Below are 17,744 nucleotides of genomic sequence, written 5' to 3'. Positions count from 1 at the left end.
CCTCCTTTCAAAAATGAGAACACTTCGTACCCGTTAAGTACATGGGGATGCTCTAAGTGTGTTCTTAGGTTATATGGTTAGTATGTCTCGATGGCAGGGCTTCCAATCGGTGATACGGGAATAATAGAGGAGTGTGCAAAAGCGCCACTTGGCGTTACAATAGAAAGCACAAACTCTTTTTACAAAACAGAATTCAAGGAGGAATTATCCATGCAAAAGATCGTCTCTCATGAAGACTTTAATAAGGCAATATCCGCTTCTGGCGTAACGGTGGCTGTGTTTAAGGCGGACTGGTGTGGGGATTGTCATTTCATTGATCCGTTCATGCCTGATGTAGAGCAGCAATATGCAGACAAGCTTACATTAATTGAGATTGATGTAGAACAGGCGGAGAGCGTTAGCCAGGAGCAAAATGTACTGGGTATTCCCAGCTTTATCGCTTACAGTGAAGGCCGCGAGCTGGTGCGTCTGGTGAACAGATTGCGTAAATCTCGTGAGGAAATCGAGCAGTTTTTGGACCGGGCTGTGGAAGTACACGCCAGCTTGACTAAATAATTGATGTTGTGCATGGCATGAGGGTTCCGAGGGGAATTCTATTCATATGGGTATTCAGAGAGCCGCTTCCTTCCAAAGGGGGCGGCTTTCTAACGGGACACGTTCACATTTTGTCAACAAAGCGCGTATGTCAAGGAACGATATATCAGTTATAATTATTTTAAGTGATCATTTCACAACATATAAGGATAATAAATATTTTATCTGGAAGGATATGGTGAGTTCGTTGAACAACAAAATTAGAATATTAAAGTGGCTTGCACTCGTAACATGTATTGTCATGTTTCTGGCTACCTTTGGCGGAGGTGTCGTGACGCGGACGGACTCGGGGCTAGGCTGCGGACGTGAGTTCCCGCTGTGTAACGGTAAGCTGGTTCCAGCACATACGATTGCATCCATTATCGAGTTTACCCACCGCTCCGTCAGCACGATGGCCGGGTTGCTTTCTATCGCCTCTTTTGTTGGCTTTCTGCTGTATATGAAGCATCGGAAGGATTTGCAGCTGTTCTCGTTGCTGACGCTACTATTTGTCATTATACAAGGAGCGATGGGGGCTTTAGCTGTGGTCTTTTCCCAATCTGCTCCGGTCATGGCGCTGCATTTTGGCTTTGCCCTGATCGCCTTTGCCAGCGCGACTATGATGACATTGGGAGCCTGGAAGGAGCATGCGGATTCGCGCTTTAACCCGCGTTTGCCCACCGTGCCTGTTAACCGGGGCTATCGCAATTTTATATGGTTATCGACGATCTATACGTATATTGCGGTTTACTCGGGCGCACTGCTCAGTCACTCGGTCATTCAAAAAGTTGTAAACCTCGGCGGTATTATATCTCCGTTGTTGCTTCACCAGCTTTCATCGGGATTGCTGTTCGTGGTCATTTTGGCCGTGGGGCACTATTCTTATCGCTATCATCCAAATCATCGGGATATTCGTGTACTGGGTGTCGTTGCGGTGGCATTGATTATGCTTCAGGTCGTTATTGGCATTAGCCTGTTGTATGTCACCAGACCGGAAATTTACATGTTTGTGGTACTGGCACACATGCTGGTCATTGCAACGCTGTTCTCCATTTTGTGCTACATGAGCTACCGTGTGTGGCAATTGTCACCAGATCGCAACATCGTTCGGACACGCACACAGCGTACCTAAGCATTTCATTTGTGATGAACGAAGCTGTGATGAATTCAACGGATATTTTGCCCAAGAGGCGCTTAAGCACGTATAATAGCATATAAGGATTTTGCAAAATCCGGTATAAGAAACAAACCTGGCCCGCGAGTTACTCAAGGGCTTGATTTGCTTAGGAGGAATCGTCCAGTTGATCTACCAGAATTTGCGCCAATTTATTGAAGCGCTGCGTAAAGAAAATAATCTTCAAATTATAGAAGCACCCGTCGATCCTTATTTGGAGCTGGCCGAGATTCATCGGAGAGTTATTGAGGAGGAAGGCCCCGCATTGCTGTTCACCAATGTAAAAGGTACCCCGTTCCCTGTAGCCAGCAATCTGTTTGGCACAAACCGTCGTGTGGACATGGCCTTTGGCCCTCGCCCGGAGCAATTGATGGATGCGATTGTAGGGGCGACCAAAACATTGCTTCCACCCACACCCAAGGCATTATGGAATGAACGTGGGCTGATTAAGGACATGCTAAAAGTAGGGCTGAAAACGGTATCTCATAGTGAGGCTCCTGTATTGGGAGTTCGCCGTACGGATGCTCCGCTGGCTCCACTCCCCAGAGTGACGAGTTGGCAGGACGACGGGGGGCCGTTTATCACGCTTCCGCTCGTATATACCGAGAAGCCGGGTCAGTCCAAGGATCATAATTTGGGCATGTACCGTATCCAGATTTATGATGATCAGACGACCGGGATTCATTGGCAAATTCATAAAGGCGGCGGCTTTCATTATCATGAAGCTGAGCTGCGTAATGAGCCGTTGCCAACGACAGTTATTATCGGCGGGCCACCAGCTCTGATTGCGTCCGCAATTGCTCCGGCACCGGAAAATCTGCCTGAGCTGCTGCTTGCCTCGCTCATTATGGGCGGCAAGCTGCCGATGACGGAGGACCCGCTCGGCGGTCACCGGATTCCGGCAGAGGCCGAATTTGCGATCAGTGGTTATGTGCCACCTCATGAACGCCGTCCGGAAGGACCGTTTGGCGATCATTTTGGCTACTACTCCTTACAGCATGATTTCCCTGTATTTCATGTCAAGCATATGTACCACCGCAAGGATGCCATTTATCCAGCAACCATTGTAGGTAAACCACGGCAGGAGGATTATTATCTCGGCGAATTTTTACAACGTCTGCTGTCACCTGCCTATCCGCTTGTGATGCCTTCCGTCAAGTCGCTGTGGGCTTACGCAGAAACGGGCGTACATGCATTGGCAGCGGCAGTTGTTCGTGAAAGCTATTCCCGTGAAGCACTGGTCTCGGGCTTTACCATTTTGGGACAGGGCCAATTGTCGTTAACCAAATTCCTGATGCTCACGGATCGGGTCATTGATCTATCCGACTTTAACCTGCTGCTGGAAACCATTCTGGAGAGATTTAATCCAGCGACAGATTTGTTTATTTTCAATCATACGTCTCACGATACACTTGATTACACGGGCCGTAAGCTGAATCACGGTAGTAAAGCGATCCTGATGGGTGTAGGTGAGCCTATACGTGAGTTGCCCCGCGCCTATGAAGGAGGCGACCTGCCGGGTATCCGCGAGATTGAGTCGTATTGCGGAGGTTGTCTCGTCGTATCGGGTGCGTCCTTTGAGCAGGAGCCTGAGTTGGCGGCGAGTGTATTGGAACGTTTGGCTGCGGGTGAGCAGGAATGGCCGCTTGTCTTTATTGTAGATGATGCCAAGGAAGTCGTCCGCTCACAAGCATCATTCCTGTGGACGGTGTTTACGCGATTTAACCCGGCTACGGATATGTACGCAGACAGCGAGGTGCGTTTGCATCATCTGAACTACAAGCTGCCAATTGTGGTCGATGCACGCATGAAGCCGGGCTACCCGGATGAAGTACTGCCGCGCGAGGATATTGTTAAGCTTGTAGACCAACGGTGGACGAGTTATTTTGCCTGACGCCCTGACCAACCCAACAACCTGATTTTACATTATAAAAGGAGGCGTTAGCATGATACGCAAGCTGCTAGGCGAGCCGCCGCGTGTGAACAAGGGCATTCTACTCGATGCTATGAATAGCATGTCAGACATGCTGAAAATGCTGGAGCGGCATATTCAGGCCAGCGGAGATCCGACTCATGATTTTCGCAAAGCGGATATTTTGACACGCGGCCTGATGTCATCTCTGGATGAGCTGGAGCAGAGCCATCATGCTGCCGCCTTTTTCCGAACGAAGGTCAAAGCTGGTTATGCCGAGGATATGAGCGTTGATGAAAAATCGGATTACGCGCTGTACGTATTCTTTTATAAGGATGGGTTTGTGAGGGTATTTTCCATTTTGGATAAGCTCGGGAACTGGCTCAATGATCTGTATGATCTGAAAACAGGCGAGTATAAGCCGCATTATTCTTATTTTACAGTGCTGCGGCAATTCAAATATTTGAAGATGCATCCTGTAATGACGGACAGCTTAAATGATATCAAGGACTCATACACTGACGCGATCAATCGGCTACGCAAGCGTCGGAATACGGAAATACACTATATGAATACGGAGATGCAGGATGATCTCTGGCAGCGGCATCGCGCTTTGTACGGCAAGATACAACTGGAGGATTTGGATCATCATTTGGAGGATTTGAAGCAAGGACTGGAAATGGTGAATCGTTCCTTGGCAACAGCCTTTCGTTATACGGTCAAACATTGGGAGAACCGGGCAGTCCGTCCATAATTATGTTAGAAAATATCCTTTGACAAAGCTATGTAAAATATCTATACTGAAATCTAGTTTCAGAAAAATGCTTGAATTATGATTTTAAATATAAATTTAACGGACAGCTAAAGCTGGAGTTTAACATATTTTTCTTATCCAGAGAGGTGGAGGGACTGGCCCGATGAAGCCCGGCAACCCGTTCTTTTCCGGTATGGTACACCGGAAGGGAACGTTATGGTGCTAATTCCTACAAAACCGCTAGAGTTATAGCGGTTTTGACAGATGAGAACAGGTTCGTATGATGGGGGCCCTTTTCATTCTGTGAAAGGGGCTCTTTTTGTATCATCATAGAGATGAAAGTCGCTTAAAAGGGTAAGGAAGAGTGAAGGGGGTCGCAGCACGTTGATAGAGCTTAAGCAATTAACCAAGCATTATGGCAAAGGCAGCCGACGCGTTAGTGCGCTGTCCGGTTTGAATCTTTCCATAGAGCGTGGTGAAATATTTGGAGTCATCGGTCATTCCGGGGCGGGGAAAAGTACGCTGATCCGCTGTATTAATTTATTGGAACGACCCACTTCAGGTGAAGTATGGGTAGATGGTGTGAATCTCGCCACCGTGGGCCAATCACAGCTACAGAAGCAACGTCGTAAAATCGGAATGATCTTTCAGCATTTTAATTTGTTATCCTCGGCTACGGTGTATGACAATATTGCATTTCCGCTGCGTCTGGTGAATACGCCGAAGCAAAAGCTGGACCAGAAGGTTCGTGAACTGCTGGAACTGGTCGGTCTGGAAGAGCACAGTGGGAAATATCCGTCACAGCTTTCGGGCGGACAGAAGCAGCGGGTTGGTATTGCACGGGCGCTTGCCAGTGATCCTCATGTACTGCTGTGCGACGAGGCGACCTCGGCGCTTGATCCACAGACGACAGGGTCCATCCTCAAATTGCTGTTAGACATTAACCAGCGTTTTAATTTGACCATCGTGCTGATTACGCATGAAATGCATGTCATTCAAAGCATCTGTGATCGTGTTGGTGTCATTCATCAGGGCGACATCGTGGAGCAAGGTCCGGTGGCAGAAGTATTCCTCAAGCCGCAGCGTCAAGTAACCAAGGACTTTATCCAGCGGGAGTCTGAGCATCCCGAGGAGCTGCAAGCAGCCATTGCAGCCGCGGGTGGCGGCGAATCGGCGCATGTTGTACGGATTTCATTTTTGGGCAGCAAGACATATGATGCGATTCTGTCACGTACAGCCCGTAGCACCGGGGTTGATTTTGCGATCTTGCAGGGAACTATCTCCACGATTAAAAACGTACCCTATGGGCAGCTTATCGTCCGTTTTGAAGGAAATCAGGAGGATATTGAGCACACGCTGCGCGAGGTGTCCGGTCAGGGACTTGATGTGGAGGTGATCGGACAATGAGTGAACTTGATTTTTCGCAAGTGAGTTGGGAAGAACTAGGTAACTCTACTTTAGAGACACTCCAGATGCTCGGTGCATCTGCGTTGTTCACCCTTATTATTGGTCTGCCGCTTGGGGTTTTATTATTTCTGGCAAGCCGCTCCTCATGGAGTCTGATGAAGGTGATATACGTTGTACTTTCCTTTATCGTTAACATTTTGCGGTCCGTACCGTTTATTATTTTGATTGTTGCACTGATTCCTTTTACACGGTCGCTGGTGGGGACTTCCACGGGAGTGCTGGGTACGATTCCACCGCTGGTCATTGGTGCTGCGCCATTCTTCGCCCGTCTCGTGGAGACGTCATTGCGCGAAGTGGACAAGGGTGTTATCGAGGCTGCACAAGCCATGGGCGCCTCTACAGGGCAGATTATCCGTCGGGTGCTGCTGCGTGAGGCCCTGCCGGGTCTGCTCGCCGCATTAACGATTACCGTCGTTACGCTGGTATCCTATACAGCAATGTCCGGTATGATTGGGGGCGGTGGTTTGGGTACACTAGCTATCAACTACGGATACTACCGTTATGAAACGGCTGTCATGATCGTTGCGGTCATACTGATGGTCGTACTGGTGCAATTGCTGCAAATGGCGGGAGACCGTCTGGTGCGGCATTATACTCGAAAATAGGGAAACCATATAGAAATCCTTATTGATCAGGGCGTCTGAATCCTGAACATTACAATTCATTGGAGGGGTAATCACATGAAAAAATGGGTATTGGCCGTATTAAGCTTGACATTAATTGCGGTACTGGCAGCTTGCGGTACGAAAAGCACGACATCCGATACAAACAATGCGACCCAAAATACAGGCGGGTCACCACGCGAAGTTGAGCTGAAAGTTGGCGCTTCTCCTGTACCGCATGCGGAAATTTTGGAAGCGATCAAGCCACAGTTGGAAAAAGAGGGCGTTCGTCTTCAAGTCGTTCAGTTTAACGACTACGTACAGCCAAACGTACAATTGTTCGACAAGCAACTGGATGCTAACTTCTATCAACATGTACCATACATGGATGTTATGAACAAAGAGCGCAAAATGGACCTGGTATCTGTAGGCGCGGTTCATCTGGAGCCATTCGGTATCTACTCGCAAAAATATAAAAAGCTTGATGAACTTCCGGACGGTGCAACAGTTGCCATTCCTAACGATGCAACCAATGGAGGACGTGCATTGCTGTTGCTGGAGAAACAAGGTCTGATCAAGCTGAAAGACGCAAGCAACATCGAAGCTACAGTAAAAGATATTACAGAAAACCCGAAAAACCTGAAATTCAAGGAGCTGGAAGCGGCTATGCTGCCACGTCAGTTACCTGAAGTGGATATTGCTCTGATCAACACGAACTATGCTCTGGAAGCGAAGCTGAACCCGACGAAGGATGCACTGGCACTGGAAGACAAGGATTCCCCATATGCCAATGTTTTGGTAGCGCGTCCTGATAATAAAGATTCCGAAGCGATTCAGAAGCTGATCAAGGCTTTGCAATCCCCGGAAACTAAAAAATTCATCGAAGACAAATACCAGGGCGCGATTATCCCGGCATTTTAAGCTGGACACAAGAACGCTTTGAACCCAAACCCCGATTCTCTTGAACAAGAGGATTTGGGGTTTCTTTTTACTTGGAGTTGTAGGCGAAGCCTAAATATTTTATACTTGGGGGTGACCGTTCTCTGTGAAGAGGAGGAAAACTGTTGAGACACAAAGTCGCGCTTATAACGGGCAGTGCCAAAGGATTAGGTAAAATGACCGCTCTGCGTCTGGCTGATGAAGGTTGTGACATTGTACTAAACTATGTGCATAGCCAAACTGAAGCCGAAGAGCTTAGGCAGGTGATTGAAGCCAAGGGAGTACGCTGCCTGTCTTTGCAAGGAGATATTTCGATTCAGGAGGATATTACAAGGCTGATCAGTGCAGTACAGGATCGGCTGGGCGGCGTAGATATTATGGTAAATAACGCCGGACCGTTTATTAGGGAACGTCGCTTGTTTGCAGATTACAGTGTAGCCGAGATTCATGCCATGATTCAGGGGAATCTGGTCGGTACGATGCTGCTGGATCATCTGGTACTACCTCATATGCGGAACCAGCAATGGGGACGTATTATTCATTTTGGCTTTGGTCATGCTGGAGAAGCACGAGCTTGGCCGCATCGCGCCGTGTACGCAGCCGCCAAGGTGGGGCTGGTTTCCTTTACAAAGTCACTGGCTGTGGAAGAAGCTCCTTATGGTATCACGGTCAATATGGTTTGTCCCGGGGATATCCGGGGGGCGAACAAGGAAAAGTCAATTGCCGAAGTCATCGGCTTGCAGGATAAAGAGACACCTCGTGGACGTCCAGGCAGTGGAGAGGACATTGCACGAGTGATTGCTTATTTGTGTGATGAGGATTCGGATTTTATCACAGGCAACATTATGGATGTGTCAGGAGGGCTGGACCCGATTCGGCCGATCATATAAGGGATTAAGATCGAGTAAGCCCCGTCACACAAAAAAGAGTCTTGAGCTTCGTTATCGAAGTCAAGACTCTCATGATCATTATGCATCAAGCATTAGAATACTTGTACCACTTCTTGGACGCCGTCGACTTCTTCGAGAAGAGCGCGTTCAATCCCTGCTTTCAGCGTGATTGTGGAACTTGGGCAACTGCCGCAAGCGCCTACCAGCTTCAGCTTAACGATGCCGTCTTCAACATCAACCAGCTCAACGTCGCCGCCATCGCGTTGCAGGAACGGACGAAGCTTATCCAGTACATCTGCTACTTCATCATACATTTGAACGCTTTGTGTTTCGCTCATTAGAATTCAACTCCTTTCCTATACCTTTTTATTATATTACAAAGCGGGCCAAATTAAAATGCCCGTCGACCAAAGCGGGTGAAAAAATGTTAAGACCCATCATTGAATTTTGCACCAGCAATATGCATTTTGGCACCGATGAGATCATGTCCAGACTGGAGCAAAATCCGGATTATGACGTCATTGAATACGGCTGTCTCAGCAATTGTGGTCAGTGCAATGCAGAACCGTATGCGATGGTCAACGGCGAGATTGTATCTGCCGATACAGCCGAGCTGCTGTACGAAGTGATTATGAACAAAATCAAAGAAGCCGAGGCGTGGGATAACCTTGATCTCGACTAAGATGTAATCCTTTGTCAGCCTGCTTTGTTCTGGCTATGATATAACGAGCCTTCCATACCATACCCAAAACAAAAAAGAACCGCTCCCAGAGCGGTTCTTCTTTGTTTGTTATACCAACAGATTATCCAAAATGCCGTTTGGACTTCCAGAGCACACCGCTTTTGAGCAGGCGTGGTACTCGTCCACGCAAAGATGTACTGCCCATAAAGCCGTAGCCGAATCCGGCCTTCTTGCCAAGCGCACCCAATGTACCACGCAGCTTCAAAGGATGCGGGTGAGGCGTGTGGCCTTTCCACAGGTCGTGTACAATGTGTGCAATCTGTTCACCTTGCACCTCCGCTGCCTGGGCACTTGGAGAGTAGGGGAGACTGGCACAGTCTCCGACCACGTACACCTCGGGATGATCCGGGATTTGGTAATATTCGTTTAGTACAATGCGGCCTTGAGGGTCTTTGGGCACAGCTAAATCCTGCACGATTTTCACGGGTTGAATCCCGGCTGTCCATACAACCGCATCCGTCACAATTTCTTCATCATGATTGTAAATAGCACCCGGCTCAATGCGGGAAACCCCGACATGATTCAATGCATCGACTTGATGCTCCTTAAACCAGGCATGCACATAGGCAGACAAACGCTGCGGGAATGCCGACAGCACCCGCTCGCCCCGATCCATAATGGTAATATTCAAATCTGTGCGGCTTTCGCGCAATTCCGCCGCAATCTCAACGCCGCTCAGGCCGCCACCTACAATATGCACATGTCCGTAAGGCTTGATTTCATTCAGGCGCAGATACGTTTGACGTGTATTGTTAAAGGACTGGATGGTACAGCTATGCTCTTCAGCCCCCGGTGTGTTGTGAAAACGGTCAGTACAGCCCAGTGCAATCACAAGCTGCTCATAGGGCAACGGCTCGCCATCCTGAAAATGTACGATTTTATTTTCCAGATCCATTGAAGTAACTTCCCCATATTTGCGAATGAGCCGTTGTTCATCGGGAAAATGTACCCGTAAATCAAAATCAGATACCGTCCCCGCCGCGAGAGCGTAGTATTCTGTTTTCAATCCCTGAAAGGGCATTCGATCCACTAAAATAACTTGGACATCATCGGGAATATGCTTATTCAGTAATTCCTTGGCAATGGTAAGGCCACCGTAGCCGCCTCCCAGAATAACGAAATTTTTCATCAAAATCCGCCGTCCTTTCGCTGCCGTGTCCCCGGCAAATGGTCTGGTGCCTCATCAGGAAACCTTGTTCGCCTTCAAATTACGCCTTATCCCGACGACATGCAAATTCAATGTTTCCGATCAGACACAGGTTTTTTGTTGTTGTAAAACCGGGTTCCCGGCCCGCCTATAGGCAGACAGACCAGAAAATTCCGGGGCAGCTTGTGGGAAATCCGATATGGCTTTTATTCGAAAACTTCGATTTCGTTATAGAAGGTGTCCCGTTCAACCGGGATGCGTCCTGCACCTTTGACCAGCCAGATCAGCTCTTTACGGGTCAAACCCGCCGGGGTCAGTGCACCTGCGGCATGGCTGATTTGCTCACGCACAATCGTACCATGGACGTCCGATGCGCCGAAGGTCAGTGCGACCTGCGTCAATTGCGGACCAATATTAATGAAGTAAGCTTTGACATGGTCGATATTGTCCAGCATCAGGCGGCTGATCGCAATGGTTTTGAGATCCTCGTAAGCAGAGTTGCGACGCATGATGTTGGCATTTTTGCTTTTCGGCTGCATGGACAATGGTATAAATACCATAAATCCGTTCGTTTCGTCCTGCAATGCACGGATTTGCAGCATATGTTCAATACGATCCTCGTAGGATTCAACCGAACCGTACAACATCGTCGTATGAGTTCTCATGCCGAGATTGTGAGCCGTGCGATGAACCTCAAGATAGCGATCTACATTCGCTTTGGTGACACGCATTTTTTGGCGATACTCATCTGATAAAATCTCTGCGCCACCGCCGGTCAAGGTTTGAAGTCCTGCCTTTTGCAGCTCCTGAAGCACTTCTTTAATGCTCAAGCCGCTAATGCGTGTGAAAAAGTCAATTTCCGCTGCGGTGTAAGCTTTGAGTGTAACGTTGGGGTACTTTTCATTCAGCGCCTTCAATGAGTCTACATAGTATTGGAAAGGCACATGATTATTATGACCGCCTACGATATGGAATTCTCTCACGCCCGGATGGATATGCTGCTCAACATAATCAATCATTTCCTGCCCGGACAAAGTATAAGAGCCGTCTTCCCCCTGATCCTTGCGGAAATTACAGAACGCGCAGCGCGCTTCGCATACATTGGTGAAGTACAGGCTCATATTCTCAATAAAATAAACCTTTTTTCCGTTCTTGCGTAAATTCGCTTCGTTAGCTAACTGACCCAGTGTGAGAATATCGTCAGTTTCGTACAAATATATACCATCTTCAAGGTTCAAACGGATGCCGTTCTGTACCTTTTCTACAATCTCCGCCATTCTGCGGTCTGTAAAGGGTGTAACTAATGTGGACATGCCTATTCCTCCTTCAAGTTGCTCTGTGCGAGGCTGTCCGCCCTATAAGCGGCACAAGCGCTTAATGCACACAGGATGTCCCGTTCCGTCGGTACGAATCCGGCAGCGCGGATATATGATATGTGAAAAATGTTACAATACCAAGCTACAATGATGAATGTCTCAGAACATCGCCTATGAAATGACAAATTTCCGACAGTTTCTTTTACACACTCTTCACCTATTATAAACCTCACCTCACAGGTGTTCAATACAAATGAACAGAAAAACAGGTCCTTTAGCCCGTAAGGGAAGGACATTCCATGACTTGAGCACCTGCAAATAGTGGAGTATACTGAAGGAGAACATGAAGTAAAAGAGGAGGATGGAGTCATGATTAACATCACCGATTCCGCTGCCGAGCGTTTGAAAGATATGCTGGAGCAGCAGGAAACGCCGAATATGTTTTTGCGTCTGGGTGTTACGCCGGGCGGTTGCACCGGATTCTCGTATGCCATGGGCTTTGACGACAACGAGACGGATCAGGATATATATATGAACGTACAGGATATGAAGATTGTAGTGGAAAAGGAAAGCATCCGCTACCTGGACGGTCTGGAAATCGACTTTGAAGAGTCTGGTATGTCAGGCGGCTTCACGATTCATAATCCGAATGCTGTAGCTACTTGCGGCTGCGGTTCAAGCTTCCGTACAGCTACGGATGCAGGGAAGCCGAACGAAGAACCTTGTTAACACACGTTACGTCAACGTTTTGTCTTCCGATGATCTGTTCGGAGGTAGATGCGTTAGCCTAGCGGAATAGGTGTTCGGGATAGTGGATAACGGCGAGATTTTGAGCGTTAACAATCCCGTAAGACGAACGTTAACAACCCCGAAACATGCGATTTAGGGTTGTGAATTACGACCTCTACAGCGGTATAGTCACGTACTATACTTATGTGGAGGTCTTCTTTATTATGGCGTTAAAGAAACGTGAAAGACGGGTTCCGGCTGGCGGAAGGTTAGCGCGGGAGTATCCGCAATTATCACTTGAGCAAGCGCTCGACTTTGTTATAAGTGCGAAGAAAGCGGAGGGCTTGCGTGACCGCTCGCTCAAGGATTACGCGAAACACTACGGATATTTTGTCGATTGGCTACGCGAGAAACATCCGGATATTCAATACGTCGAGGATATCACGACAGAGATTATCCGTGACCATGTTGCGTACATGAAATTCGATAAGGTGCGTTATTCCGGTCATAAGTTCATTCCTACGGAAAATCAACCTGTCGGACTGTCTGATACAACGGTCAACATTCGTCTTCGTACGTTAAAGGCGATATTTAATCAGATGGAACGTGATGAGCTCATCGAGGTTAATCCGGTCACTAAAGTGAGGTTGTTGCGTCAGGACGTTGACCTCACGAATTGTCTGACTGACGATGAAGTAAAAGCGATATTGGCGCAACCTAAACAGCGGGATTTCGTTGGGTATCGGGATTACGTGGCAATCGCGCTACTACTTGACTCGGGTTGTCGCGTATCGGAAATGCTCAGCCTACGAATAGCGGACATCGACTTTCAGACACGATTTATCACGTTGAGCGGGGAAGTGAACAAGAACCGTAAGCCTCGGATGGTTCCGATTTCTGCGCACGTGGCGAAACTGCTGCTACAATTAATAGAAGAAAACCGCCAGTATTTCACGACGGACCGGATATTCATGTCTTGCTTCGGCGACCCCGTAACAGCGAACCACTTTAATAAACGGCTTAAGTATTACGGAGAAAAGGCGGGTGTAGCCGGCAAGAAGATGACGGCGCACGTGTACCGGCATACCTGGGCGCGAGCAATGATCCTTAACGGAGCTGACCCGTTTACCGTACAGAAAATGGGCGGTTGGTCCGACATACGCACGATGCGTCGGTATATTCAGATGGATACGAACGATATACGGCGAAGTCATGACGAGTATTCGCCGACATCGCGGTTTATTAAGAAGCGAGTTTAACACACAACGCTCATCTCTCTGGAGGTGGGCGTTATTTTTTAAGAGAGTACTAAGTAGTAGGCAGTGAGAGAGAGGCGTTGTATAATAGACAAGCAAGACATAGCAAAAGCGGCCTACCTTGGAGGTGACCGCCTATGACCGTATATGAATCATTGTCTTTAATGATAATGTTTGCCGCACTCGTCATTGTAATAAGACGTGAAAAATAGCCGACCATCCGACCAAAGATAACGGCTATTTTCCGTAATTTCGTACCTAAATAGGGCCGCGCTATGTCTTGCGATACTAGCGGCCTTTTTCTTTTTGTAATACGTTACATTTTTAGTTTACACAATCTCATCCCAATTGTCTAATCGATTAGATAATTAAAAAGTGTAGAGTAGACATCGTTTCATACGCGTTGATCGGGACTGGTGTGTACTCGACGTTCAAGACGGAAGAGACAACGAAGTAAGACGGGTATATGCGGACTCATTTGCGCGATACTGCGTAGGTGGGTCCGTTTTTCTTTTAGTGACAACGTACTAGTCCGATGGTATTATTTAGGTAAATGTGAGTTAACGGAGGGGATCGGTTTGATTAACGGTGTCGTAAAGAACGATGCACCGACGGAAAGGCAAGAGCAACGAAAGGGTAGTGCGCTCGCGTTCCTCGGATGGACGTTTGTTGTACTCTCGTTGTTGTGGTTTCCTGTGGTCACGTCGCCGATTGCGGTCATACTTGGATTCCTTACGAAGAAGGTTGAAGGTCGCGATATACAAGGGCCGGTAATTATGATCGCGGCGATTGCGTGTGGCGTGCTCGGGGTGTTGGGCGGGTTGTATTTGGGCGCAACGAGAAATTAAGTAACAAAGGAGTTGGAAAAATGGCCTCCGAACAAGACGTGTCTCTTGTTTCCACATCGTATATGGCTGAAATGTTTAATGATGCATTGTATTATCTACACGAAGCCCGTAATGCAAGTGATGAACTTACAAAGCACAGATATAATAGATCATCTATCATAAACTTTTGTACATCCGCAGAAGCAGCTATGGCAAAAGTAATACATAAACACTTATCACAGTTTAAAAATGAGTTAAGGAATAGAGAGGATAAACTATTGTTCAAAAGTCTTAACAATCCTGTCATTAAGCCACCAAAATCTTTTAAGTCAATACCAGGAAAAATTGAAATAATTGAAAGATTATTGGCGCAGAAGTTCCCGGAAGAAATTAAGAAAGCCTACATACAATTAACTAAGTTAAGGAATAAAATAATACACTTTGATTCTTCCAACAAGCTAATTGTATACAACGATGGTATCGTAGAAAAAATGGCAATTAGAGCGCCACAAATTGTTGGAGACTTTATAACTCAGCTATTTAAAATGATCGGACTTAACTCGGAAGATGGGTTTCAGACAAAACGCGTACATAGTTATTAGGCGTTAATCTCCTGCGTTCTGACCGCAAAAAAGCGCCGTAACTCCGCTCTGAATACCTACGTAAGGGTAGCGCCATAAACGCCTAATTTAACGTTAAAAGCCCGTGTCCTCAACGTAGAGGATTGCGGGCTTTTTCGTTGTTTATATAGTGCCTCCGCTTTCTCCGCGCGAGCCTCTGCTTGTTCTCGTGCCTCACGCTCGGCCTTCAGCGCAGCCTTTACTTCGCGTAGCTCGCGTACAGTCATTTCGTCCGGAACCTTCGTAACTCCGGATTTCAGCGTGTATTCCCGAGTGCGTTCGTCAGACGGAAGCGTTGCGATCTCGTAGAGTGCTTCCAAACCTCGATGTTTCGACGTCGAAACGCTCTCTCCGATTTCGTCGTATACGGAGATAAATTTGTGTGCGTATGACCGCTTAAACTCAACGTGTTCCTCAAGCCACCGTATCCACCCGCCTGCTTCCTCACGTTGTTGGGCGAGTTTCCTTACTTCCGGCTCCGTACTGTTTGATTTCGCATCGCGTACAGACTTGAGACGGCGGCCGATTTCGAAGATAGCCTCGCCTGCAACACGCTTGTATGCGTTGATTTCCGCAGTTATCGTAGGTAAATCGGATGATAAAGTTGCGCAAACAACAATGTTCTACACTTCTCTTTTCTTCAAAAAACCCTTTGAAATTTGGTACTCATATGTTCCAAATAGAAAGGATGCTAATGTTTTTGCAGCGTTAACGACTAGGATTGCATGATGTGCATCGGGCTCATATTTTCTTGAGTGAGAATCGCCTACAACATTTCTGATCGTCCCTAAACCTTGCACAGTGCTAGCCAACCCAGTAATTACTTGCTTTAACGGTTCAATAATTTCAGGTTTGGAGGGGTCAAGATTTAAGTAACTTCGCGCATCATTATGAAGTTTGACCAAATCTTTTTTTGGGTCTGGATGCGTACCGCTTATTTTAAGGATTATTTCTTTCAATACTCCCTCAAGTAAACTTCTAGCATTAGTAATAGCACCAGCATAGTCCTGCTCTAATATTTTTCTATCGCACTTTTTTATTTCACTCTCAATGTGACTATAATAAAGACCTTTAGGGGGAGTGAACTCAACAGGTATGAATTGGACAGCAATGGATCGTTCTCTTGCAATATCTAAAAATGGATTAAAAGTTTCTTGAATAAATAATAGAGCTTCACTATTTTCTCTTATACCATCATAAGTGTAAGTTAGAAATTCATCCATATCTAAACAACCACTTAGTACTTTAGGAATTTCTCTACCTTCCTCTTTGCATAATCTTAAAATAATCAATCTACATTTAGTATATTCACTCTCATCCAATTGTTTTATATATTCATAATTACTAACGCATTTTTTTAAATGATTTTTTACTTTACTTATAATTTCATATGGGTTCTCAATCATTGTGCACCTCTTTTTTTGAAATTTTTGTAATTCTATATTAGTAATCAACTACATCGTGAAACTACCTACATAAGTCCACGTTAATGCATGAAAGGATGAGTGTAAAATTTTTATTTAACGCAAAAAGACCGCTACATTAACGGTCTTCTTTTTTTGGTTCGGTACTTTCTTTGGCACTTTGAGATATGTACTCAAGAGATATTAATTCAGAAATATCGTTTATTTCAAGTGCATCCGCAATTTTCACAAGTGTTTTAAGATTTATTTGTTCGCGAATGTTCCGCGACATTTCGGAAATAGCAGCTTGGCGGACACCGGATAATTCTGCGAGCTGTGTTTGTGTTAACCCTCGTTGGGCCATGACCTCATTTAATCTCAAGCGGATCGTTCTCATATTTACCCCTTCCTCAATTTTCATTATCCGATATACGAATATTCGTAAATTAAGTGTTGACTCTATACTAAAAGCCGTATATACTCTAAAACAGATAAGCGAATATACGAATAATAGTATAAAAAGTTTCGTATTTATATCTAGCAACATCGTACCGGCCCGAAGCTACGCCCGCAACTCATCCTATATATCCCGCTTGGAGGCGAATCATATGTCAATAACGTTAGGTTTCGTCCGTAATCGTCGCGAAAGTAACGTCATCATCACGGTCGGAAGCGGCCGCACTCGTCAAGAACTCCGCGTTACATCGGAATTATTCTTTTCCATTATACCGCAAGCCAATCCGTTTCTCTACGGTGATACAGTCGAAACTACTCCGGCACAACTCGTCGAACTCGGCTTTGAGATGGACGCAGAAATGAAGCGGGAAGTCTTCCGTGTTGTTCGTCCGCTAGTTACTCCGGCTCAAGTCCGCTACGTACTCGATCCGATCACGGGCAACTACATACTTCGATACGTCGGCACGCGTCAGGAGCTCGTCATACAGCCACGGGCGTTCTGGAAAATAACCGGAGCCAGTCGGCGTTCGCCGCTCGGCAGTTTAACGCTGTCAATGGACGTCATGAGTGAACTCGGATTCATCGTCAAGAAGGGAGGCGTCAGGGTTGAACGAAACAGTAAATTCGCCAGCTACGCGTAACATCGTATTGTCACGTAAGGTTCGTAAACGTATCGTCGCTGTACTCAAGTTTATCTACGCGGTCGTATTGATCACGCGAGAGGTGTTGACGTAATGACGTACTTGGAAATTTTCACGGACTACCGACTCGGATCGGAAACCTATGGCGATGCGTTGATGATCGCGTTCCGTTTCTATACACTCGCGGTCGGTAACGTATTAGAGAGTCCGCATTTCACCGACGCGGAGCGGGTCGAGACGTTAAAAGAATTAGATACAGCGTTTAACAACGTATTTCCGAATGGAGGCGTTTGAGT

Annotated in this window: 22 protein-coding genes, 1 pseudogene and 1 riboswitch; of the genes and pseudogenes, 16 read left to right on the top strand and 7 right to left on the bottom strand. The window is 46.8% G+C overall.

Features of this window, described 5'->3' with window-relative positions:
• Nucleotides 1-210: 210 nt before the first annotated feature.
• The 8 genes from NST83_RS19805 to NST83_RS19770 all read left to right on the top strand — a co-directional run bounded on the left by NST83_RS19805 (nt 211) and on the right by NST83_RS19770 (nt 8,311).
• Complete coding sequence (locus NST83_RS19805; protein ID WP_342415384.1) at nt 211-555, top strand: thioredoxin family protein; 345 nt, start codon at nt 211-213, stop codon at nt 553-555.
• Between the two features lie 217 nt (nt 556-772).
• A complete protein-coding gene (locus NST83_RS19800) occupies nt 773-1,705 on the top strand; it encodes a COX15/CtaA family protein (protein WP_342418003.1) in 933 nt (310 codons plus the stop codon).
• A gap of 169 nt (nt 1,706-1,874) precedes the next feature.
• On the top strand, nt 1,875-3,641 hold the full coding sequence (locus NST83_RS19795; protein WP_342415383.1) for a UbiD family decarboxylase: 1,767 nt from the start codon (nt 1,875-1,877) through the stop codon (nt 3,639-3,641).
• A 52-nt stretch (nt 3,642-3,693) separates the two neighbouring features.
• Nucleotides 3,694-4,413, top strand: a complete 720-nt coding sequence (locus NST83_RS19790) for a Cthe_2314 family HEPN domain-containing protein (RefSeq protein WP_342415382.1) — start codon at nt 3,694-3,696, stop codon at nt 4,411-4,413.
• A gap of 131 nt (nt 4,414-4,544) precedes the next feature.
• Nucleotides 4,545-4,684: riboswitch (SAM riboswitch) on the top strand.
• 113 nt (nt 4,685-4,797) lie between these two features.
• Entirely contained in the window at nt 4,798-5,820 is a 1,023-nt protein-coding gene (locus NST83_RS19785) for an ATP-binding cassette domain-containing protein (protein ID WP_342415381.1), read from the top strand.
• A complete protein-coding gene (locus tag NST83_RS19780) occupies nt 5,817-6,485 on the top strand; it encodes a methionine ABC transporter permease (protein WP_137060143.1) in 669 nt (222 codons plus the stop codon). Before NST83_RS19785 ends, NST83_RS19780 begins: the two co-directional genes overlap by 4 nt.
• Before the next feature lie 75 nt (nt 6,486-6,560).
• A complete protein-coding gene (locus tag NST83_RS19775; RefSeq protein ID WP_342415380.1) occupies nt 6,561-7,403 on the top strand; it encodes a MetQ/NlpA family ABC transporter substrate-binding protein in 843 nt (280 codons plus the stop codon).
• Nucleotides 7,404-7,546: 143 nt separating this feature from the next.
• The gene (locus NST83_RS19770) at nt 7,547-8,311 is read left to right on the top strand and encodes an SDR family oxidoreductase (protein WP_342415379.1); all 765 of its coding nucleotides are present in this window, start codon (nt 7,547-7,549) and stop codon (nt 8,309-8,311) included.
• A 92-nt stretch (nt 8,312-8,403) separates the two neighbouring features.
• Here NST83_RS19770 and NST83_RS19765 read toward each other — a convergent pair whose 3' ends face one another.
• The gene (locus tag NST83_RS19765) at nt 8,404-8,649 is read right to left on the bottom strand and encodes a NifU family protein (protein WP_013311836.1); all 246 of its coding nucleotides are present in this window, start codon (nt 8,647-8,649) and stop codon (nt 8,404-8,406) included.
• Between the two features lie 86 nt (nt 8,650-8,735).
• Between NST83_RS19765 and NST83_RS19760 the strand changes: the two genes are divergently transcribed.
• Complete coding sequence (locus NST83_RS19760; RefSeq protein ID WP_137060141.1) at nt 8,736-8,993, top strand: YuzB family protein; 258 nt, start codon at nt 8,736-8,738, stop codon at nt 8,991-8,993.
• A 121-nt stretch (nt 8,994-9,114) separates the two neighbouring features.
• Here NST83_RS19760 and NST83_RS19755 read toward each other — a convergent pair whose 3' ends face one another.
• Nucleotides 9,115-10,182: an NAD(P)/FAD-dependent oxidoreductase gene (locus NST83_RS19755; RefSeq protein WP_342415378.1), complete on the bottom strand. Its 1,068-nt coding sequence runs from the start codon at nt 10,180-10,182 to the stop codon at nt 9,115-9,117.
• Between the two features lie 224 nt (nt 10,183-10,406).
• Nucleotides 10,407-11,513: an aminofutalosine synthase MqnE gene (gene mqnE, locus NST83_RS19750; protein ID WP_014277863.1), complete on the bottom strand. Its 1,107-nt coding sequence runs from the start codon at nt 11,511-11,513 to the stop codon at nt 10,407-10,409.
• A gap of 372 nt (nt 11,514-11,885) precedes the next feature.
• On the opposite strand from mqnE, the gene NST83_RS19745 reads away from it, so the two are divergent.
• From NST83_RS19745 to NST83_RS19730, 4 genes are all read left to right on the top strand, one after another.
• The gene (locus NST83_RS19745; protein WP_013311832.1) at nt 11,886-12,245 is read left to right on the top strand and encodes an iron-sulfur cluster assembly accessory protein; all 360 of its coding nucleotides are present in this window, start codon (nt 11,886-11,888) and stop codon (nt 12,243-12,245) included.
• A gap of 224 nt (nt 12,246-12,469) precedes the next feature.
• Nucleotides 12,470-13,504 (top strand): tyrosine-type recombinase/integrase, encoded by a 1,035-nt coding sequence (locus tag NST83_RS19740; RefSeq protein WP_342415377.1) that lies wholly within the window; start codon nt 12,470-12,472, stop codon nt 13,502-13,504.
• 575 nt (nt 13,505-14,079) lie between these two features.
• Nucleotides 14,080-14,349 carry a hypothetical protein gene (locus NST83_RS19735; RefSeq protein ID WP_342415376.1) on the top strand — a complete coding sequence of 90 codons (270 nt, stop codon included), beginning with the start codon at nt 14,080-14,082 and terminating at the stop codon, nt 14,347-14,349.
• Nucleotides 14,350-14,369: 20 nt separating this feature from the next.
• Nucleotides 14,370-14,930 carry a hypothetical protein gene (locus NST83_RS19730; RefSeq protein ID WP_342415375.1) on the top strand — a complete coding sequence of 187 codons (561 nt, stop codon included), beginning with the start codon at nt 14,370-14,372 and terminating at the stop codon, nt 14,928-14,930.
• A gap of 56 nt (nt 14,931-14,986) precedes the next feature.
• Here NST83_RS19730 and NST83_RS19725 read toward each other — a convergent pair whose 3' ends face one another.
• From NST83_RS19725 to NST83_RS19710, 4 genes and pseudogenes are all read right to left on the bottom strand, one after another.
• The gene (locus tag NST83_RS19725) at nt 14,987-15,268 is read right to left on the bottom strand and encodes a pathogenicity island protein (RefSeq protein WP_342415374.1); all 282 of its coding nucleotides are present in this window, start codon (nt 15,266-15,268) and stop codon (nt 14,987-14,989) included.
• Between the two features lie 18 nt (nt 15,269-15,286).
• A pseudogene (locus NST83_RS19720) lies at nt 15,287-15,475 on the bottom strand (DUF3102 domain-containing protein); the annotation flags it as partial.
• Nucleotides 15,476-15,571: 96 nt separating this feature from the next.
• A complete protein-coding gene (locus tag NST83_RS19715) occupies nt 15,572-16,354 on the bottom strand; it encodes an abortive infection family protein (RefSeq protein WP_342415373.1) in 783 nt (260 codons plus the stop codon).
• Between the two features lie 136 nt (nt 16,355-16,490).
• On the bottom strand, nt 16,491-16,748 hold the full coding sequence (locus NST83_RS19710) for a helix-turn-helix transcriptional regulator (RefSeq protein WP_342415372.1): 258 nt from the start codon (nt 16,746-16,748) through the stop codon (nt 16,491-16,493).
• Between the two features lie 211 nt (nt 16,749-16,959).
• Between NST83_RS19710 and NST83_RS19705 the strand changes: the two genes are divergently transcribed.
• Genes NST83_RS19705 through NST83_RS19695 form a run of 3 tightly spaced genes read left to right on the top strand, consistent with a single transcriptional unit; the run spans nt 16,960 to nt 17,742 of the window.
• Nucleotides 16,960-17,448, top strand: a complete 489-nt coding sequence (locus NST83_RS19705) for a hypothetical protein (RefSeq protein WP_342415371.1) — start codon at nt 16,960-16,962, stop codon at nt 17,446-17,448.
• A complete protein-coding gene (locus tag NST83_RS19700; protein ID WP_342415370.1) occupies nt 17,414-17,542 on the top strand; it encodes a hypothetical protein in 129 nt (42 codons plus the stop codon). Before NST83_RS19705 ends, NST83_RS19700 begins: the two co-directional genes overlap by 35 nt.
• Entirely contained in the window at nt 17,542-17,742 is a 201-nt protein-coding gene (locus tag NST83_RS19695; RefSeq protein WP_342415369.1) for a hypothetical protein, read from the top strand. The genes NST83_RS19700 and NST83_RS19695 overlap by 1 nt, the downstream gene beginning before the upstream one ends.
• The last annotated feature ends 2 nt before the right edge of the window (nt 17,743-17,744 follow it).

Origin of the sequence: Paenibacillus sp. FSL R10-2782 (assembly GCF_038592985.1) — a bacterium.
GTDB lineage: Bacteria > Bacillota > Bacilli > Paenibacillales > Paenibacillaceae > Paenibacillus > Paenibacillus terrae_C.
This window is presented reverse-complemented; position numbering and strand designations above follow the sequence as displayed.

Bases quoted from the DNA above. Each gene is read 5' to 3' on its own strand.
- NST83_RS19710 (WP_342415372.1), bottom strand. From the start codon at position 16,748: ATGAGAACGATCCGCTTGAGATTAAATGAGGTCATGGCCCAACGAGGG.
- NST83_RS19745 (WP_013311832.1), top strand. From the start codon at position 11,886: ATGATTAACATCACCGATTCCGCTGCCGAGCGTTTGAAAGATATGCTG.
- NST83_RS19695 (WP_342415369.1), top strand. From the start codon at position 17,542: ATGACGTACTTGGAAATTTTCACGGACTACCGACTCGGATCGGAAACC.
- NST83_RS19780 (WP_137060143.1), top strand. From the start codon at position 5,817: ATGAGTGAACTTGATTTTTCGCAAGTGAGTTGGGAAGAACTAGGTAAC.
- NST83_RS19705 (WP_342415371.1), top strand. From the start codon at position 16,960: ATGTCAATAACGTTAGGTTTCGTCCGTAATCGTCGCGAAAGTAACGTC.
- NST83_RS19715 (WP_342415373.1), bottom strand. From the start codon at position 16,354: ATGATTGAGAACCCATATGAAATTATAAGTAAAGTAAAAAATCATTTA.
- NST83_RS19775 (WP_342415380.1), top strand. From the start codon at position 6,561: ATGAAAAAATGGGTATTGGCCGTATTAAGCTTGACATTAATTGCGGTA.
- NST83_RS19760 (WP_137060141.1), top strand. From the start codon at position 8,736: ATGTTAAGACCCATCATTGAATTTTGCACCAGCAATATGCATTTTGGC.
- NST83_RS19740 (WP_342415377.1), top strand. From the start codon at position 12,470: ATGGCGTTAAAGAAACGTGAAAGACGGGTTCCGGCTGGCGGAAGGTTA.
- NST83_RS19730 (WP_342415375.1), top strand. From the start codon at position 14,370: ATGGCCTCCGAACAAGACGTGTCTCTTGTTTCCACATCGTATATGGCT.
- mqnE (WP_014277863.1), bottom strand. From the start codon at position 11,513: ATGTCCACATTAGTTACACCCTTTACAGACCGCAGAATGGCGGAGATT.
- NST83_RS19790 (WP_342415382.1), top strand. From the start codon at position 3,694: ATGATACGCAAGCTGCTAGGCGAGCCGCCGCGTGTGAACAAGGGCATT.
- NST83_RS19765 (WP_013311836.1), bottom strand. From the start codon at position 8,649: ATGAGCGAAACACAAAGCGTTCAAATGTATGATGAAGTAGCAGATGTA.
- NST83_RS19755 (WP_342415378.1), bottom strand. From the start codon at position 10,182: ATGAAAAATTTCGTTATTCTGGGAGGCGGCTACGGTGGCCTTACCATT.
- NST83_RS19805 (WP_342415384.1), top strand. From the start codon at position 211: ATGCAAAAGATCGTCTCTCATGAAGACTTTAATAAGGCAATATCCGCT.